The following is a 17,796-nucleotide window of genomic DNA, read 5'->3' as shown; positions in this document are numbered from 1 at the left end:
GAATTTAATAAATAAGTATAAGCCAGATTTTAGATTTGTTGTGCAGCTTCTTGCATTAACAGTTGTATCATTAATTGCTTCTATTTTTGTATAGCAGACTTGTGGCCTACTTAAGCTGCTAATTGTAATTATTGGTTATTTTTGTGCTTCAATAATTACCAATGCAAAATCGTTTATGTTTAGTTTTAATAATAATGTCTGTAGCACTATATGGGCAAGATAAAAAGCATAACACGTATTTTGATCTCAATTATTTTGGAGGTAATATAGCTCTTCATAATAATGATATTCTTCATTTAATTACAGGACATCCAGATGGTTTTATTTTTAGTTTTAACAAAAAGACTTATGGTGATAAGGCTTGGGAGCAACGTTTTAACTATCCAGATTTTGGAGCATCCTTTATATCTCAAGATTTTAAAAATGACAAACTAGGTGAGGCTTATGGATTGTATGCGCATTATAATTTTTATTTCTTTAAGCGGAATTTAATGTTGCGTATTGGGCAAGGTTTGGTTTATAATACTAATCCTTATGATAAAATTGAAAATCCAAAAAATATAGCTTTTGGATCAGACATTTTAAGTTCTACCTATTTAATGATTAATTATAAGAAAGAGCGACTGTTTAAACAGTTTGGTTTGCAAACAGGTTTTTTCCTAATTCATTATTCTAATGCAAATGTAAAAGCGCCAAATACCAGTGTAAACACTATTGGTTTTAATGTTGGTGTTATTTATAATCTAGACAAAGAAAACTCTGAGTTTATTGATAATCTTGATGATGAAAAATTTACAGAAAAAATAAAGTTTAATTTAGCATTTAGATCTGGTATTAATCAAAGTGACGTCATTGGTAGTAAACAATTTCCATTTTATGTTTTCTCTGGTTATGTAGATAAGCGTTTAAGTCATTTTAGTGCCATTCAGTTTGGTGCAGATGTGTTTTTCTCTAAATTTTTGAAAGAACTTATTTATTATCAGTCTGTGTCTTATCCAGAATTAGAGGTTAGTGGAGATGAAGATTACAGACGAGTTGGGTTGTTTGTAGGGCATGAATTGTTTGTGAATAAATTATCGATTGAAACTCAAGTGGGTTATTATGTGTATTATCCTTATGATTTTGAAGGTCAAACTTATTTAAGAATAGGCTTAAAACGTTATTTTGGCAAAAAATTATTTGGAGCAGTAACCCTAAAATCGCATGCAGCCAAAGCAGAGGCAGTTGAGTTTGGAGTGGGAGTTAGATTATAAATGGGCTATGTTATGCTTAATATTACTGAAATCATACAATGAGAAAAATAATATATTTTTTAGCACTTTCTTTCTTTGCTTGCAATAGTGAGGATGCCTATGATTGTTTTCAGACTTCAGGCAGTTTAGTACAACAAGAGATAACCGTTTTAGATTTTGAACGCATTTTTGTAAATAGAGATATAGAATTAATTATTAAAGAAGCACCAGCTTATAAAGTAACCATTGAAACAGGTGAAAATTTAATAAACGATGTTAAAGCTGAAGTTATAGGAGACCAATTAGTGTTAACCGATAATAATTCTTGCAATTATGTGAGAGATTATGGTATAACAAAGATATATGTAGAAGCACCAAACCTCACAGAAATAAGAACATCTACGCAGTTTGAAATAACATCAGATGGTATTTTAAATTACGATACGCTAACGTTATATTCTGAAGATTTTAATGAAAATAATGAGTTTACAGTAGGAGATTTTAGATTGACTTTAAATTCTGAAAATTTTGAAGTCGTCTCTAATAACCTTTCATTCTATTATATTGATGGATTTGTAGATACTTTATTTGTTGGTTTTTATGCAGGCGCAGGACGCTTTGAAGGTGAAAACCTAATCGCTCAAAATGTTACTATTTATCATCGTGGTAGTAACGATATGGTTATAAACCCTCAACAATCTCTTACAGGAGAACTGAGAGGAGTGGGTGACTTAATTTCAGTTAACCAACCTGCATTTGTAGATGTGGAGCGGTTTTATGATGGTCAATTACTTTTTGAGTAATTGAAACGATTGTTTAGCAATTTCTAATTCTTCATTAGTTGGTATCACTAAAATTTTAACTTTAGAGTCCTCAGAGTTAATAGATCTAATTGTTTTTAGACGCTCATTATTTTTGTCTGAATCTAATTTTATGCCTAAAAAGTCTAAATCATTACAAATTAATTCTCTCATATAGTTGGAGTTTTCACCTATACCAGCAGTGAAAACAATAGCGTCTAAGCCATTAAGAATAGCGGCATAACTACCAATGTATTTTTTAATACGGTACGTATTCATTTTAAGTGCTAGTTTACATGCTTTATCTCCTTCAAGCGCTTTCTCTTCAATATCTCTTAAATCACTATAACCAGTGAGTCCTAGCATACCACTCTTTTTTAGAAGTAATGTGTTTATCTCATCTAAACTCATTTTTAATTTTTCAGCTAAGTAAAAAATTATGGATTGGTCTATATCACCAGATCGGGTTCCCATTATTAATCCATTAATGGGAGAGAATCCTAAAGAATGATCAATGCTTTTTCCATTTTTCACTGCAGACATACTACAGCCATTCCCTAAATGAATAGTAATAATATTTGATTCTTTTTTACCTAGAAATTCAATGGCTTTTTCACTAACGTATTTATGACTAGTACCATGGAAACCATATAATCTTATATTATGTTTGTCCGAAAACTCGTTTGGTATAGCATATTTATAGGCATGTTCTGGTATCGTTTGATGAAAAGCGGTATCAAAAACAGCGACTTGTTTTGCATTTTTAAAAATAGATTCAGCCACTTTAATTCCTTCTAAATTAGCCGGATTGTGCAATGGTGCTAATGTAGATAATGCTTCTATTTTATCTTTTACCTCTTTGGTTATTTCAGAAGTTTTACTAAAGTGTTTACCACCATGTACAACTCTATGCGCAACGATATCTATATCCTCAGCAGATTTTATAATTCCCGTTTCCTTATCTAGTAATTGTTTAGATAATAGTTCTAATGCTGCATTATGATTAAGAATAGGAGTGATAACTTCAATAACACCCGATTTCGTTTCATATTTAAATTTAGCATCTTCTAAGCCAATACGTTCAATTAAACCAGAACACAAGACGGTTTCATTAGGCATTAAGAATAGTTGAAATTTTAATGAAGAACTTCCAGAGTTTAATACTAATATTTGTTGCATGGGCTTAAAATTCTTGGGCTTGGATTGCAGTTATTATTACGGTACTATAAATATCGTCTGTGGTACAACCTCTACTTAAATCATTAACTGGTTTATTTAATCCTTGTAACATTGGTCCAATAGCTAAAGCACCTGTTTCTCTTTGTACAGCTTTATACGTGTTATTTCCAGTATTTAAGTCAGGGAAAATTAATACACTCGCTTGACCAGCAACTTCAGAATCGGGTAATTTACTTTTTCCGATACGCATATCTACGGCTGCATCGTATTGTATTGGACCTTCAATTTTTAATTGTGGCGCTTTTTCCTTAGCTATTTTTGTTGCTTTTCTCACCTTGTCTACTTCTTCACCTTTGCCAGATGCACCAGATGAATAAGATAACATTGCAACTTTAGGTTCAATTCCAAAATCTTGAGCTGTTTTAGCAGAAGAAATCGCTATTTCCGCTAACTCTTCTGCGTTAGGATTAGGATTTATAGCACAATCTCCAAATATAGATATACGGTCTTCTAAACACATAAAAAACACAGAGGATACAATATTAACTCCTGGTTTTGTTTTTATAAATTGTAAAGCAGGACGAAGGGTATGGGCTGTAGTATGCACAGCACCAGAAACCATACCATCAGCATGACCTTTGTAGATCATCATTGTTGCAAAATAAGACACATCAGACATGGTATCTTTTGCCATGTCTAAGTTAACATTTTTATGTTTTCTTAATTCGTAAAAGGTGTTGACGTAATCATCAAAATGTTCTGATTCTTGCGGTGAAACAATATTTATTTTTTCTGTATCTAAAGCAATATCTAACTTTTTAATGCGCTCCAATATTTTGTCTTTATCTCCAATAAGGGTCAAATTCACAACTTGAGCGTCTATTAATCTTGCCGAAGCTCTCAGAACACGTTCATCATAACCCTCAGGCAGAACAATATGTTTTTTGTTTTTTAAGGCTTGTTGCAATAGATTGTATTGAAACATTCTAGGTGTAAACCCTTCAGATTTAAAAGTGATTAAGTCATTAGAAAGTTTATCTGTATCAACATGTTTTTCAAACGTAGCTATTGAGAATTCAATTTTCTCAGTGTTTTCGGCATAAATTTTAGATTTTATTTTGCCAATAGCGTTGGTTACAGTGTAAGTTCCTTCAGAAACACTAATAATTGGTAAAATACTTGATAGGCCTTCAATCAATTTTAAAATGGGTTCTTCTGGTACTAAACCTCCTGTAAGTACAATTCCAGAAATTTTTGGATAGTTCTTAGAGATATTAGCTTGTAATGCACCTAATATAATGTCTGCTCTATCTCCAGGCGTAATAACTAAAGCGTTTTCCTTTAAGTGTGTTAAATAATTACGCAATTGCATGGCACCAACACTAAAGTTTTCAGATTCATTATTAATCATGTCTTCACCAAAGAGAATCGTTCCTTTTAATGCTTTGGTGATTTCCTTAATTGTAGGAGACGATAAACTTTTTATAACTGGTATTACAGATACGTTAGTACTTTGTTTAATACGTTCTTTTAGACGCATTTTTAAAATTTCTAAATCAGTAGGATTTACTTTATTTGTAATTATAGAAAGTACTTTAACTTCTGCTTTAAAGGTATCATAAGCCAATTGTGTATTATCTATAATGTGGTCTAAAGGTTTTTTAAAACCATTGGCGACTATAATTACAGGAAGTCCAAGATTTTTAGAAATAAGAATATTAATATCTAAATCTAAATTGGCATTTTCATTAGAAAAATCTGTGCCCTCTACAAGAATAATATCAAAACGTTCCTCTAAGTATTTGTATTTTTTTATAATTCCGTCTATAACACTTCCAGATTTTCCTTTGTTGTATAAATCTAGTACTTCACTTCGAGTAAAAGCGTATGTGTTTTTATAATTAATGTCTAATTCAAAATGCGATAAAACAGTGTTAATATGGTTATCTAATTCACCATTTTTAGTATTTTCTATTATTGGCCTAAAGTAACCGACTTTAGCTGTTTTCCCTAAAAGCATTCGCATGAGTCCTAAAACCACAACAGATTTTCCGCTGTTTGGCTCTATGGTAGCTACATAAATTCCTTTACTCATTTTACTTGTGTTATGTTGATAAGGTACATTATTCTTAATAAATAAATAATGTGCCTTTATCATTAAATTTAATAAAAATATGACACAAAGTTAGATTGGGTAAGTGCTTTTTAAGCTGATATTTATCATAATTTGAAAGAAATATCGAAATTGGTTAACCAATTTTAACCAATATTAAAAATAGTTACTTGCTTGTTAAGTCTCTAAATAAACTCTCTAAGCTCGCATTTTTCTGATTTAATTGTAGAATTTTTAAATCATTATCATGGGCAAAATCAAAAACATGAGAACGCATATCTTCTTTTGTTGAGAATGTTATTTCATACACAAAACTATGGGTGTTTTTTACAGTAGCAACCTTTGGTAGTTTTAAAAGAAAAGCATCTTCAACTCTATAGTCAAATTCTACAATTACAATTTGTTCTTGTCCGGCTCTTAAATCTTTCAAATATTTATCTGCAACAATTTCTCCTTTATTAATAATAATAACACGATCGCACATGGCTTCAACCTCTTGCATTATATGTGTAGACAGAAACACCGTTTTTTCTTTGCCAATAGTTTTTATCAAGTTTCTTATATCAACTAATTGATTTGGATCTAAGCCTGTTGTGGGTTCGTCTAATATTAATACTTCAGGATTATGCAATAAGGCATTTGCTAAACCAACACGCTGTCTGTAACCTTTAGATAGCTGACTTATTTTTTTATGCGCTTCTGGTTTTAGGCCTGTTAGTTCAATAACGTCTTCAATTCTAGATTTTGGAGTGTTATACACATTAGCATTAAAATTTAAATATTCTTTTACATACAAATCTGTGTATAGCGGATTGTGTTCTGGTAAGTACCCAACACTACTTTGCACGCTTTTTTTATCTGAAGTAACATTAAAACCATTCACATTTGCAGATCCTTCAGACGCCTCTATATAGGTTGTTAAGATTTTCATCATGGTAGATTTTCCAGCACCATTAGGACCTAAAAAACCTACAATTTCAGCATCTTTTACTTTAAAAGACACATTGTTAAGTGCCTTTTGATCTTTATAGCGTTTTGTAATGTTTTGAACTTCAATAGACATATAAAAAGAAATTAAGTCAGAATTTTAATCAAAAATAGGTAATTCCGAATATTGAATTGCAATTATTATGGATTCTTTAAAATTTTCAATTATTCTTTAAAAAAGCGTGGTTACAATTTTGATTTGTAAAAATAATAATTACATTAGCGATATAATTATAGATTTCCACAGTGGTGGAAAATAAAATATGAACATATCTAAAGCATATTATAACTGGTTTTATTTCTTTTTTAGCTAAAGGAACGAGACTGAATATGTATTATTTAAATATAAATTATAAAGTCTCAATTTAATTGAGACTTTTTTTTGTTCAAAAAATTAAGATTGTAAAAAGTGAAAAAACCAATTGCCATACAAGGAATTAAAGGATCATTTCATCATTTAGTAGTTCAGAATTATTTTAATACAGATTCTGAAGTATTAGAATGCATGTCTTTTGATGATGTTGTAAATTCACTATTAGAAAAACAAACCGATGAGGTTGTCATGGCTTTAGAAAATTCTATTGCAGGTTCAATTATTCCTAATTATGCCCTTATTGATAGTCATAATTTAAGTATTGTTGGTGAGTATTATTTAGAAATTGAACATTGTTTAATGGCACTAGAGAATCAAACTATTTCAGATATTAAAGAAGTGCATTCTCACCCAATGGCATTGTTACAATGTAAGTTGTTTTTTAAATCTTATCCACATATAAAATTGGTAGAAGCAAAGGATACTGCAGATGTAGCTAAACAGATTTCTGAGCAAAATATTAAGGGAATAGCAGCAATTGCAAGTAAGAATGCTTCAGAATTATATAGTTTAAATCTTTTAGCCGAAAGTATTCAAACGATAAAACATAACGAAACACGTTTTGTAATTGTAAATAGAGATCATGAACAGAAGGATATAAATAAGATTAATAAAGTTTCTTTAAAATTTGAATTAGACCACAAGCGAGGAAGCTTAGCCGCTATTTTAAATGTACTGAGTGATTGTAAATTGAACCTTACTAAAATTCAATCATTACCAAAGATTGAAACACCTTGGAAGTATGCTTTCTTCGTAGATGTTACTTTTGAAGCTTATAAAGATTACGAAAAAGCAAAATCTATAATGAGTTTAATGGCCGAAAATTTTAAAGTTTTGGGAGAATATAAAAATGCAAGACGATGATAGAAGTAGCAAAACGTTTACAAAATGTAGAAGAATACTACTTTTCTAAGAAGTTGAGGGAAGTTGCGCTTTTAAAAGCACAAGGAAAGCCTATCATTAATTTAGGAATTGGTAGTCCAGATTTAGAGCCACCATTTAAGGCTTCTATGGTGCTACAAGATAGTTTAATAGATGAAAAAGCACACCAATATCAAAGTTATCAAGGTCTGCCAGAATTGCGAGAAGAAATTGCAAATTTTTACAAGAGACATTATGCAGTAGATTTAAGTTCGCAAACTGAAGTCTTACCATTAATGGGAAGTAAGGAAGGTATAATGCATATTTCTATGGCTTTTTTAAATAAAGGTGATAAAGTGTTAATACCAAATCCTGGTTACCCAACATATGCTTCTGTGACTAAATTATTGGAAGCAAAACCTATTTATTACGACTTAAAGGAAAATAACAATTGGCAGCCAGATTTTAAGGCCTTAGAACGTTTAGATTTAAAACGCGTAAAAATTATGTGGATTAATTATCCGCACATGCCAACTGGTAGGAATGCAGATAACAAGTTTTATGATAAGATTATTGCCTTTGGAAAACGACACGATATTTTAATAGTCAATGACAATCCTTACAGTTTTGTACTCAATGAAAAACCAATTAGCATTTTAAGATATAAAGATGCAAAGCACGTTTGTTTAGAATTAAATTCATTAAGTAAAACTTTTAATATGGCTGGCTGGAGAGTTGGTATGTTAGTGGGTAATTACGATTATGTAAGTGCAGTGTTGCGTGTAAAGAGTAATATGGATTCTGGCATGTTTTATGGCATCCAAAAAGGAGCTATAGAAGCTTTAAAATGTTCAGATATGTGGTTTAAAAGTTTAAATAGCGTGTATCAAAATAGGAGAGATTTAATATGGCAATTAGCAGACAATCTTAATTGTACTTATGATAAAGATGCCACTGGCTTATTTGTTTGGGCAAAATTACCACCTCATATTAAATCAGAAGAATTTACAGATATGGTTTTGAAAGAACATTCCATTTTTATCACTCCAGGAACCGTTTTTGGTAGTAATGGAGAGGGTTATGTGCGTTTTTCATTATGTGCAGATGTCACAATTATTAAGGAAGCAATAGCAAGAGTTTAGTACGTATGAATAATATTTTTATAGTAGGAGTAGGATTAATTGGCGGTAGTTTCGCTTTAGATATTAAAAAATTATACCCAAAAAGTAACGTGTTTGGTATAGATAAAAGAGAAGCGCATTTAGATGAAGCCATTGATCTTAAAATTATAGACCATAAAGCAAATTTCGAAGACTTAGAAAAAGCAGATTTGGTGATTATAGCTATTCCTGTAAATGCAACGGTAAACGTTTTGCCTAAAGTGTTAGATGAGATATCTGATAATGCTATTGTTTTTGATGTAGGTTCTACTAAAGAACATATTTGTTTTACGGTAAAAAATCATCCAAAACGACGAAATTATTTGGCAGCTCACCCTATTGCAGGTACTGAACATTCTGGTCCTAAAGCGGCAATTAATGGTTTGTACAAAAACAAGACAAATATTATTTGCGAGGTTGAAGAAACGGCATTTAAACTTCAAGAAAAAGCTTTAAAACTATTTTCAGATTTAGGAATGCGCATAAGATACATGAATCCTAAAGCACATGATAAGCACATCGCTTATGTATCTCATTTATCTCATATTAGTGCTTTTATGCTAGGGAAAACAGTTATAGATAAAGAGAAAAATGAACGTGATATTTTTGACATGGCAGGTAGTGGATTTGAAAGTACAGTGCGTTTAGCAAAGAGTTCACCAGCCATGTGGACACCAATCTTTGAGCAGAATAAAAACAATGTTATCGAAACCTTAGATGAATACATTAATAATTTAATGAATTTTAAAAAATTAATGGAGGATGAGGATTTTGAAGCGGTTTTTAACGAAATGAAATCAACAAATTATATAAAAGACATATTAAACGGAATACAATAGTAAATAGATTAATAGAAAATGGAAAACAAAAAAGAAATGAGAACATGGTTGGATGATATGAATCTAGATCATCCACTAGTAATAGCAGGACCATGTAGTGCAGAAACAGAAGAGCAAGTATTAAAAATAGCGCACGAGCTAAAAGATACAGATGTTAATTATTTTAGAGCAGGTATCTGGAAACCAAGAACACGACCAGGAAATTTTGAAGGTGTCGGTGCTTTAGGTTTAAAGTGGCTAAAGAAAGTAAAAGCAGAAACAGGTATGAAAACCTGTACTGAAGTTGCAAATGCTGCGCATGTAAAGCTCGCTTTAGAAAATGATGTAGATTTATTATGGATTGGTGCTCGTTCTACAGTAAGTCCATTTATCATGCAAGAAATTGCAGATGCTTTAGAAGGTACAGATAAGATTGTATTGGTTAAAAATCCGGTAAATCCAGATTTATCTTTATGGTTAGGTGGTATTGAAAGATTATATTCTGCAGGTATCAAAAATTTAGGTGCTATTCATAGAGGTTTTTCTACCTATGAAAAATCTAAATATAGAAATATACCAGAATGGCAAATCGCAATTGAGTTTCAGAATAAATTCCCTGATTTACCTTTAATTAACGACCCTTCTCATATTACAGGTAATAGAGATATGATTTTTGATGTGTCGCAAACAGCATTAGATCTTAATTTTGATGGTCTAATGATTGAAACACATTTTGACCCAGAGAATGCATGGAGTGATGCTGCACAGCAAGTTACACCAAGTGCTCTAGTGCAGATCATGACCGATTTAAAAATCAGAAAAGAAACAAATTCTGAAGCAGCATATAATTCTGAATTAAATAATTTAAGAGCTCAGATAGATGTTGTAGATAACCAAATTCTAGATTTATTAGGTAAAAGAATGAAAGTTGCTGATGGAATAGGAGGACTTAAAAAACAAAAGAATGTTGCTGTTTTACAAAGCAAACGTTGGAATGAGATTTTAGGTAAAATGGTATTAGAAGGTGAAGAAAGAGGTTTAAGTGAAGAGTTTATTTTACGTATGTTTAAAGCTGTTCATCAAGAATCGATTAATCGTCAAGAGAAGATTATTAATGGTTAATTGAAAATTAGTATTTTATATAAAGGCTCGCAATTTGCGAGCCTTTTTTATTTACAGCATTCACTCACTGAAAAGTAGCATTCACGTATTATTGATTTTTTTTAATAGAGTTTCATGATAAGTTTGGTGTATTAACCAAAACCAATTACTCATGAAAAAAATGACTTTATTTAGTATTGCCGTTTGTTTTACTTTAATTACAACGGCTCAAATTTCTGTATCAGGAATTGTAAGTAATGATTCTATTCCTCTAGAATCTGCCAATGTAATAATTAAAAATTCTTTAAACGGAGTAGCGACCAACAGCAAAGGCGAATTTAAACTTGAAGCTAAAAAAGGAGACACGCTGTCGGTTTCATATTTAGGTTATAAACCTCAAGAGTTTGTTATAAATAAAACGGAACAAATTGAGATTAAGCTTAAAGAAGATGCTTTAAATGAAGTTGTGGTTGTAGCTTATAGTGGTCATCGTTGTTGGACAACAGGTTGTGGAGTTTCTATAAGTTATAATACATATTGGGATACTAATGTAGAAAAAAACAAACTCTACCCTAATCCATCCTCAAACGGTATTTTTCAATTAAAATTAGTTGAAAATTATGACGAGGTAAAAATTTCAGTAGCAAATATGTCTGGGCAAATAATTTGGAATTCTAGCTCTCAAAAATTGGGTAAAAAAATTACTATTGACTTATCTCAATTTTCAACAGGAATTTATATTATTAATATAATTGCAGATGGCAAACGTTTAGAGCCTATTAAAGCTGTAAAAGGTTAAAAAAGTAGTTGTTATTGTTCTGCTTTTTTGTTCCATTAAACAATAATGACCATCTTTGTAGTAATGACAGGAACAGTATATAAATCTACAGGCAGTTGGTACACTGTAAAAACCTTAAATGGTAAATTCTATGAATGTAGAATTAAAGGCCGTTTTAGGTTGCAAGGTATTAAAAGTACCAACCCAATTGCTGTAGGTGATATAGTAGAGTTTGAGCTAGAAACAAAAAATAATACAGAAACAGGTGTTATAAACCGCATTGAAGAGCGAAAAAATTATATCGTGCGTAAATCCGTTAATCTCTCAAAGCAAACACATATTATAGCTTCAAATATTGATCAGGTATTTTTGTTGGTTACGATTGATAATCCGCCAACATTCACCACATTTATAGATCGTTTTTTAGTCACTTCAGAAGCTTATGGGATTAAAGCCGTTTTATTGTTTAATAAAGTGGATACCTATGATGAAGAAACGATATTAGAAGTAAAATATCTAGCAAGCATTTATCGTGCTATTGGTTATGAATGTATAGAAATTTCTGCAACCACAGGAAAAAACATAGATAAAGTAAAAACCTTAATGGAAGGCAAAGTAAGCATGTTTGCAGGACACTCTGGTATTGGTAAATCTACTTTGGTAAATGCTATTGAGCCTTCTTTAGATTTAAAAACAAAAGCCATTTCTACACAGCATAGCCAAGGACAACATACTACAACTTTTGCAGAGATGTTCGATTTAAGCTTTGATGCTAAAATTATAGATACACCAGGTATTAAAGGTTTTGGTGTTGTAGATATGGAAAAAGAAGAAGTTGGTGATTATTTTCCTGAGTTTTTTGCATTAAAGCAAGACTGTAAGTTTAATAATTGTATTCATCTAAATGAACCAAAATGTGCAGTAAAAGATGCTTTAGAAGCTGATGAGGTTTCATACTCAAGATATAAGAGCTATGTTCAGATTTTAGAAGGAGAAGATGAGCATTATAGAACTGATAATTACGATAATGAATGAAAGTTGTAATACAAAGGGTAACTGAGGCGAGTGTTACTATAGAAGGTGATAGTGTTGCTGAAATTGGTAATGGACTATTGGTTTTATTAGGCATTGTAAATGAAGACACTAAAGATGATATCACTTGGTTGTGCAATAAAATTATAAATCTTCGCATTTTTCCAGATGAAAATGGAGTGATGAATACCTCATTAAAAGCCTCTAATGGTGATGTGATATTGGTAAGTCAATTTACGCTTCATGCCAGCACAAAAAAAGGAAATCGTCCAAGTTATATTAAAGCAGCTAAACCAGATGTAGCTATTCCTTTATATGAAAAATTTATTGAATCGCTTCAAGATACATTGGGTAAAACAATACAAACAGGTGAATTTGGTGCAGATATGAAAGTGCAATTGGTAAATGATGGTCCTGTGACTATAATTATAGACTCTAAGAACAGAGAATAATGGCTTCTATCTTTGGTCACGGATTGGTTGCTTATACAACGGCTAAGCTTGTAGATTCTAAATCGAGCAAAATACTTTTAATACTTGCAATTAGCTCTGCAGTCTTGCCAGATTTAGATGTGCTAGCATTTAAATTTGGGATTGATTATTTACACCCTTTAGGTCACAGAGGTTTCACACATTCCATACTATTTGCGTTTGTTTGGAGTGTGTTACTTTCACTGCTATTCGGAAAAGCTAGAAAGCTACTTTTTGCAATCGTCATTTTTCTTTCAACAGTATCACATGGTATTTTAGATGCTATGACAACAGGTGGTGAGGGAGTAGGTTTCTTTATCCCTTTTGATAATTCTAGATATTTCTTTTCGTTAAGGCCAATAAAAGTGTCGCCAATTGGTATAAATGAGTTCTTTTCAGAGTGGGGAATTAATGTGCTTTTGAGTGAATTAAAATATATAGGAATACCTTGTTTTGTGATCTTAACAGTCTTGTTTTATATAAGGAAATCAAACGGTTAGTGCTAAAAAGCTAAGAAAACAATACAATAATCTAATTTTTAAAAATAGTTAAGAATATATGATATAAATCGTTTGTATAAAAAGATTTACTTTATATATTGTATGCTTAAATATATAAAGTTTATCAATGCCTTATTCTAAAATTCAGCTATTTACTTTCTTGTTTTTTATTTCAATTTATAGTTTTTCTCAATCGGAAGAAGTGTATAGTTCATATTCCGTTCCTCAGGAATTAAAAACTAAAGCAAATGCTGTCGTCCGATTCGAACATAAACAAGTAGAGATCTTAGACTCGGATAAGATAAAGTTAACAACTAAACGAATTACGACAGTATATAATAAATATGGCAATAGACATATTAATGCTGTTGCATTTTATGATGATAATACAGATATCGGAAAGATGGAAGCCGTTATTTATGATGCTTCTGGAGAAGAAATAAAAAAAGTAAAGAAAAAAGATTTTACAGACGAAAGTGCTGTGAGTCAAATTTCTATTTACGAAGATAATCGTGTAAAATATCTCGATTATATTCCGTTAAAATACCCTTACACTGTAGAGTATAGTGCTGAGATCATTTTTAGGAATACCGCATTCTTTCCGAATTGGCAACCTATAGATGATTATTATGTGAGTATTCAACATGCAGAATATGAAATCATTAATTCAGTAGGAATTGATTTAAAAACTAAGAACGAAAATTTTGAAAATTATAATATCAAAGAAATCTCTGAACATCATTTTGTAGCTGAAAATATTGAAGGTATAAAATACGAAGCGTATACACCAGAATTAAATAATTTAGTGCCACTTTTTAAAGTAGCACTTAGAAATTTTGAGATGATAGGAGTTGAAGGTGTAAATAATAATTGGAATGATTTCGGAAAATGGATGTACGATAGATTACTTACTGGTACAGATGATATTCCACAAACAACAATAGACCACGTTAAAAGCCTTACCACTGGTGTTGATGACCAAATAGAACGCGCTAAAATTGTATATAAGTATATGCAAGATAAAACGCGCTACATAAGTATTCAAGTTGGTATTGGTGGTTGGAAACCAATGTTAGCTAATGATGTAGATAAACTTGGATATGCAGATTGTAAAGGATTAACAAATTATACAAAAGCATTGTTGGAGGCTGTAGATGTACCATCTTATTACACCTTAGTTTATGGAGGGTCGGGACTTAGGGATATTGATAGTGAATTTTCTTCAGCTCAAGGAAATCATGCTATACTATGTGTGCCAAATGGTGATGAAAATATATTCTTAGAGTGTACTAGCCAAACCAACCCTTTTGGTTTTTCAGCTGGCTTTACAGATGATAGAAATGTATTATTGGTAAAACCAGAAGGAGGTGAAATTGTACACACAAAAATATATAGTATTGATGAGAATGTAAAAAAGACTATAGCAACTATTATTATGGATGCGTCAGGCGGTTTTAGTGCAGACGTAGGTATTACAACTACAGGTTATCAATATGGTCTACATGATGGTATTGGAAATAAAACCCAAAGAGATCAGCAACTTTATTATAAAGAATATTGGGATAATATAAACAATATAAATTTAGACGATATAAGCATTGTGAATGATAAGGAAAATATTGTTTATCAAGAAAATGTAAAATTATCTTCTACAAATTATGCTTCTAAAAGTGGGACTAGATTGATATTTCAGCCTAATATGTTTAATAAAGTCACTAAGATTCCCACACGATATACTGAACGTAAATTAGCGTTTAAGATAGATCGTTCGTATAAAAATATTGATGAATTTATTATTCAATTACCCGAAGGTCTTAAAGTGGAAGCGATGACAGATTTTAAAGAGATAAAAACGAAGTTTGGCAGCTATAATTTTAAAATTGAAGAAGTAGAAGGAAATAAACTTAAATATACAAGAACCTACATTTTATTAAAGGGGAATTACCCAAAAGAAGATTATAAAGCATTTAGAAATTTTAGAAAACAAATTGTAAAAAACGATAAAAGCAAAGTGGTCTTAACCAAAGCCTAATAGATCATTCTATTACTCTAAAACTAAATGAAAAACTAATAAATTAATCAATCCACTTTACGCATGAAAAAAACACTATTTATAATCACCATCGTTTTAAGTTTTAATTTTTTGAGTAGTCAGAATTATGACTTTGGAAAAGTATCAAAAGTAGAATTGGAAGAAAAGTACCATTATAAAGATTCATCGGCTTCGGCTGCAATATTATATAGAAAAGAGAGGATTGTTTTTAATTATGTAGAAAATCAAGGCTTCATTCAAAATAGAGAAGTACATGAACGTATAAAAATATATAATAAGGATGGTTTTGATTGGGCAACTAAAAAAATTCGTTTGTTAAGAAGTAATTCACAAAAAGAAACTCTTATAGGTTTAAAAGGATTTTCATATAATCTTGAACAAGATAAAATTAAAAAAGAGAAATTAAAAAATGATGGAAAGTTTGAAGAAAATTATAATGAGTTTTTAAAAATAAGTTCATTTACTATGCCTAATGTTAAGGAAGGTACCATTATTGAATATAAGTATACAATCACCTCCCCAAGAATCAGCATAGACGATATCATTTTTCAGTTTAGTATTCCTCTTAATAAGCTAGATATTAGAGTTGAAACACCTGAATATTATGTTTATAATAAACAGTTTAATTTACAAGCTAGTTATTTGCCTAAAATAGAAACATCTTCTAAAAATACTACGATACCATTTAGTTATAACATCGATGTTTTTTCTGTAAATGAGGTAGATATTCCAGCTCTTCGTAGTGAGGCTTTTGCTGGGAATATTAATAATTATAGAAGTAAATTGGCGATGGAGCTTTCTGCATATTTAAATAATATGAAGCTTGTAGAAAAATCATTTTCGTTAACATGGGAAGATGTTTCAAAAACAGTTTACGATAATGAAGATTTTGGAGGGCAATTAGGTAAGTTTAATGTTTATAAAACTGATTTGGAAGCTATATTAGCAGGTGTTGAAGATGATTTTGAAAAAGCACTAATAGTTGAGAGTTTTGTTAAATCTAAAGTAAAGTGGAATGGGAACTATGGCAAGTATGCTGAGAAAGGTGTGCGTTCTGCATATAAAAATGGAGAGGGCAATGATGCTGATATTAATTTAATGGTGGTATCTATGTTACGCTCTCAAGGTGTAAACGCTAATCCTGTAGTATTAAGTACAAGAAACAATGGAATCCCGTTATTTCCTTCTCGCGAAGTGTTTAATTATGTAATATGTAGTGTGCAACAAAAAGATGAGTATTTATTAATAGATGCTACTGAGCAGTATAGTACTAATAACGTTTTACCTTTGCGCGTGCTTAATTGGCAAGGAAGATTAATGGAAGATACAAATAAATCAAGGTGGATTAATTTGCAAGCAAGTAAACATTCTTCAGAGGCTACAGTGCTTAATGTTAAAATTAATGACGATTACACAATTACAGGCAAAGTAGCCAAAAATTTATCAAATTACATTGCTTACTTCTACAGAGAAAAGTATGCAAATATGAAAGAAGATGACCATGTTAAATCATTAGAGAAAGATAAAGGTGATATAGAAATTAGTGAATTAAATGTCGAGAATTTTAAGAGTAGTGCTAAGCCAATAAAAGTGAATTATGAATACGAACTCACTGATGGTATTGATGAAATAGGTGATAAACTTTATTTTACACCATTATTGTTTTTAAGGGATAAAGAAAACCCATTTAAATTAGAAGAACGTCAATACCCTATTGATTTTATTATTCCTAATTCCGAAAAGTATCTAGTAAATATATTAATTCCTGAAGGTTTTGAGGTAGAATATTTACCAGCATCCGAAGCTGTGGATTTCAAAAATTCTGACGTGAAGTTTACTTATCTTGCGAAACAAAACGGAAATTATTTACAATTAAAAATTCAATTAGATATCTTTAATCCACTTATTTCACCTAAAGATTATAGGGTTTTTAAAGATTTTTACAGCAAAATTGTAGAGAAACAAGCGGAACAAATTATACTAACTAAAAGCTAAACATGAACATTAAAAACGCACAGAAAGAAGTTGACGATTGGATAAATGCACACGGAGTGCGCTACTTTAATGAGCTAACCAATATGGCTCAACTAACTGAAGAAGTTGGTGAGGTTGCTCGCATTATTGCTAGACGTTATGGTGAGCAAAGTGAAAAAGAAAGCGATAAAGATAAAGATCTTGGTGAAGAACTTTCAGATGTAATGTTTGTGGTATTATGTTTGGCTAACCAAACAGGTATTGACTTACAAGAGGCATTTGATAAAAAAATGGATAAAAAAACCAAACGCGATCATAACAGACATCACAATAACGAGAAATTGAAGTAGTTTTGTAACTTCAAT

At 30.9% G+C, this 17,796-nt stretch carries 16 protein-coding genes; 13 read left to right on the top strand and 3 right to left on the bottom strand.

What is annotated here, in order from left to right; genetic code table 11:
* The first annotated feature begins 194 nt into the window (after positions 1–194).
* Positions 195–1,253, top strand: coding sequence for an acyloxyacyl hydrolase (locus ACJJVO_RS09585; protein WP_405573324.1), 1,059 nt, complete (start codon positions 195–197; stop codon positions 1,251–1,253).
* 38 nt (positions 1,254–1,291) lie between these two features.
* Complete coding sequence (locus ACJJVO_RS09580; RefSeq protein WP_405573321.1) at positions 1,292–2,035, top strand: head GIN domain-containing protein; 744 nt, start codon at positions 1,292–1,294, stop codon at positions 2,033–2,035.
* Here ACJJVO_RS09580 and ACJJVO_RS09575 read toward each other — a convergent pair.
* The 3 genes from ACJJVO_RS09575 to gldA all read right to left on the bottom strand — a co-directional run bounded on the left by ACJJVO_RS09575 (position 2,021) and on the right by gldA (position 6,387).
* Positions 2,021–3,211, bottom strand: a complete 1,191-nt coding sequence (locus ACJJVO_RS09575; RefSeq protein WP_405573320.1) for an acetate/propionate family kinase — start codon at positions 3,209–3,211, stop codon at positions 2,021–2,023. The two genes, ACJJVO_RS09580 and ACJJVO_RS09575, sit on opposite strands and share 15 nt — an antisense overlap.
* A 4-nt stretch (positions 3,212–3,215) precedes the next feature.
* A complete protein-coding gene (gene pta / locus ACJJVO_RS09570; protein ID WP_405573318.1) occupies positions 3,216–5,306 on the bottom strand; it encodes a phosphate acetyltransferase in 2,091 nt (696 codons plus the stop codon).
* Between the two features lie 184 nt (positions 5,307–5,490).
* Positions 5,491–6,387: a gliding motility-associated ABC transporter ATP-binding subunit GldA gene (gldA, locus tag ACJJVO_RS09565; RefSeq protein WP_405573315.1), complete on the bottom strand. Its 897-nt coding sequence runs from the start codon at positions 6,385–6,387 to the stop codon at positions 5,491–5,493.
* Between the two features lie 333 nt (positions 6,388–6,720).
* Here gldA and ACJJVO_RS09560 point away from each other — a divergent pair, with 333 nt between their 5' ends.
* The 11 genes from ACJJVO_RS09560 (at position 6,721) to ACJJVO_RS09510 (ending at position 17,781) form a co-directional block, all read left to right on the top strand.
* Positions 6,721–7,548 carry a prephenate dehydratase gene (locus ACJJVO_RS09560; protein ID WP_405573314.1) on the top strand — a complete coding sequence of 276 codons (828 nt, stop codon included), beginning with the start codon at positions 6,721–6,723 and terminating at the stop codon, positions 7,546–7,548.
* Complete coding sequence (locus tag ACJJVO_RS09555; protein ID WP_405573311.1) at positions 7,545–8,687, top strand: pyridoxal phosphate-dependent aminotransferase; 1,143 nt, start codon at positions 7,545–7,547, stop codon at positions 8,685–8,687. Before ACJJVO_RS09560 ends, ACJJVO_RS09555 begins: the two co-directional genes overlap by 4 nt.
* 5 nt (positions 8,688–8,692) lie before the next feature.
* Positions 8,693–9,544, top strand: coding sequence for a prephenate dehydrogenase (locus tag ACJJVO_RS09550; RefSeq protein ID WP_405573308.1), 852 nt, complete (start codon positions 8,693–8,695; stop codon positions 9,542–9,544).
* Between the two features lie 18 nt (positions 9,545–9,562).
* Positions 9,563–10,645, top strand: coding sequence for a chorismate mutase (locus ACJJVO_RS09545; protein ID WP_405573305.1), 1,083 nt, complete (start codon positions 9,563–9,565; stop codon positions 10,643–10,645).
* 151 nt (positions 10,646–10,796) lie between these two features.
* A complete protein-coding gene (locus ACJJVO_RS09540) occupies positions 10,797–11,423 on the top strand; it encodes a carboxypeptidase-like regulatory domain-containing protein (RefSeq protein WP_405573302.1) in 627 nt (208 codons plus the stop codon).
* Positions 11,424–11,486: 63 nt separating this feature from the next.
* The gene (gene rsgA, locus ACJJVO_RS09535) at positions 11,487–12,437 is read left to right on the top strand and encodes a ribosome small subunit-dependent GTPase A (RefSeq protein ID WP_405576932.1); all 951 of its coding nucleotides are present in this window, start codon (positions 11,487–11,489) and stop codon (positions 12,435–12,437) included.
* A complete protein-coding gene (gene dtd / locus ACJJVO_RS09530) occupies positions 12,434–12,886 on the top strand; it encodes a D-aminoacyl-tRNA deacylase (protein ID WP_405573300.1) in 453 nt (150 codons plus the stop codon). Before rsgA ends, dtd begins: the two co-directional genes overlap by 4 nt.
* Positions 12,886–13,404: a metal-dependent hydrolase gene (locus ACJJVO_RS09525; RefSeq protein WP_405573298.1), complete on the top strand. Its 519-nt coding sequence runs from the start codon at positions 12,886–12,888 to the stop codon at positions 13,402–13,404. The genes dtd and ACJJVO_RS09525 overlap by 1 nt, the downstream gene beginning before the upstream one ends.
* A 127-nt stretch (positions 13,405–13,531) precedes the next feature.
* A complete protein-coding gene (locus tag ACJJVO_RS09520) occupies positions 13,532–15,436 on the top strand; it encodes a DUF3857 domain-containing protein (protein ID WP_405573296.1) in 1,905 nt (634 codons plus the stop codon).
* A gap of 63 nt (positions 15,437–15,499) precedes the next feature.
* Positions 15,500–17,452: a transglutaminase domain-containing protein gene (locus ACJJVO_RS09515; RefSeq protein ID WP_405573294.1), complete on the top strand. Its 1,953-nt coding sequence runs from the start codon at positions 15,500–15,502 to the stop codon at positions 17,450–17,452.
* A 2-nt stretch (positions 17,453–17,454) separates the two neighbouring features.
* Entirely contained in the window at positions 17,455–17,781 is a 327-nt protein-coding gene (locus ACJJVO_RS09510; RefSeq protein WP_405573291.1) for a nucleotide pyrophosphohydrolase, read from the top strand.
* Positions 17,782–17,796: the final 15 nt, after the last annotated feature.

This window comes from Winogradskyella sp. Asnod2-B02-A, from assembly GCF_045063645.1.
Classification (GTDB): domain Bacteria; phylum Bacteroidota; class Bacteroidia; order Flavobacteriales; family Flavobacteriaceae; genus Winogradskyella.
The sequence above is the reverse complement of the archived record's forward strand: the minus strand, read 5'-3'. Positions and strand labels throughout refer to the sequence as shown.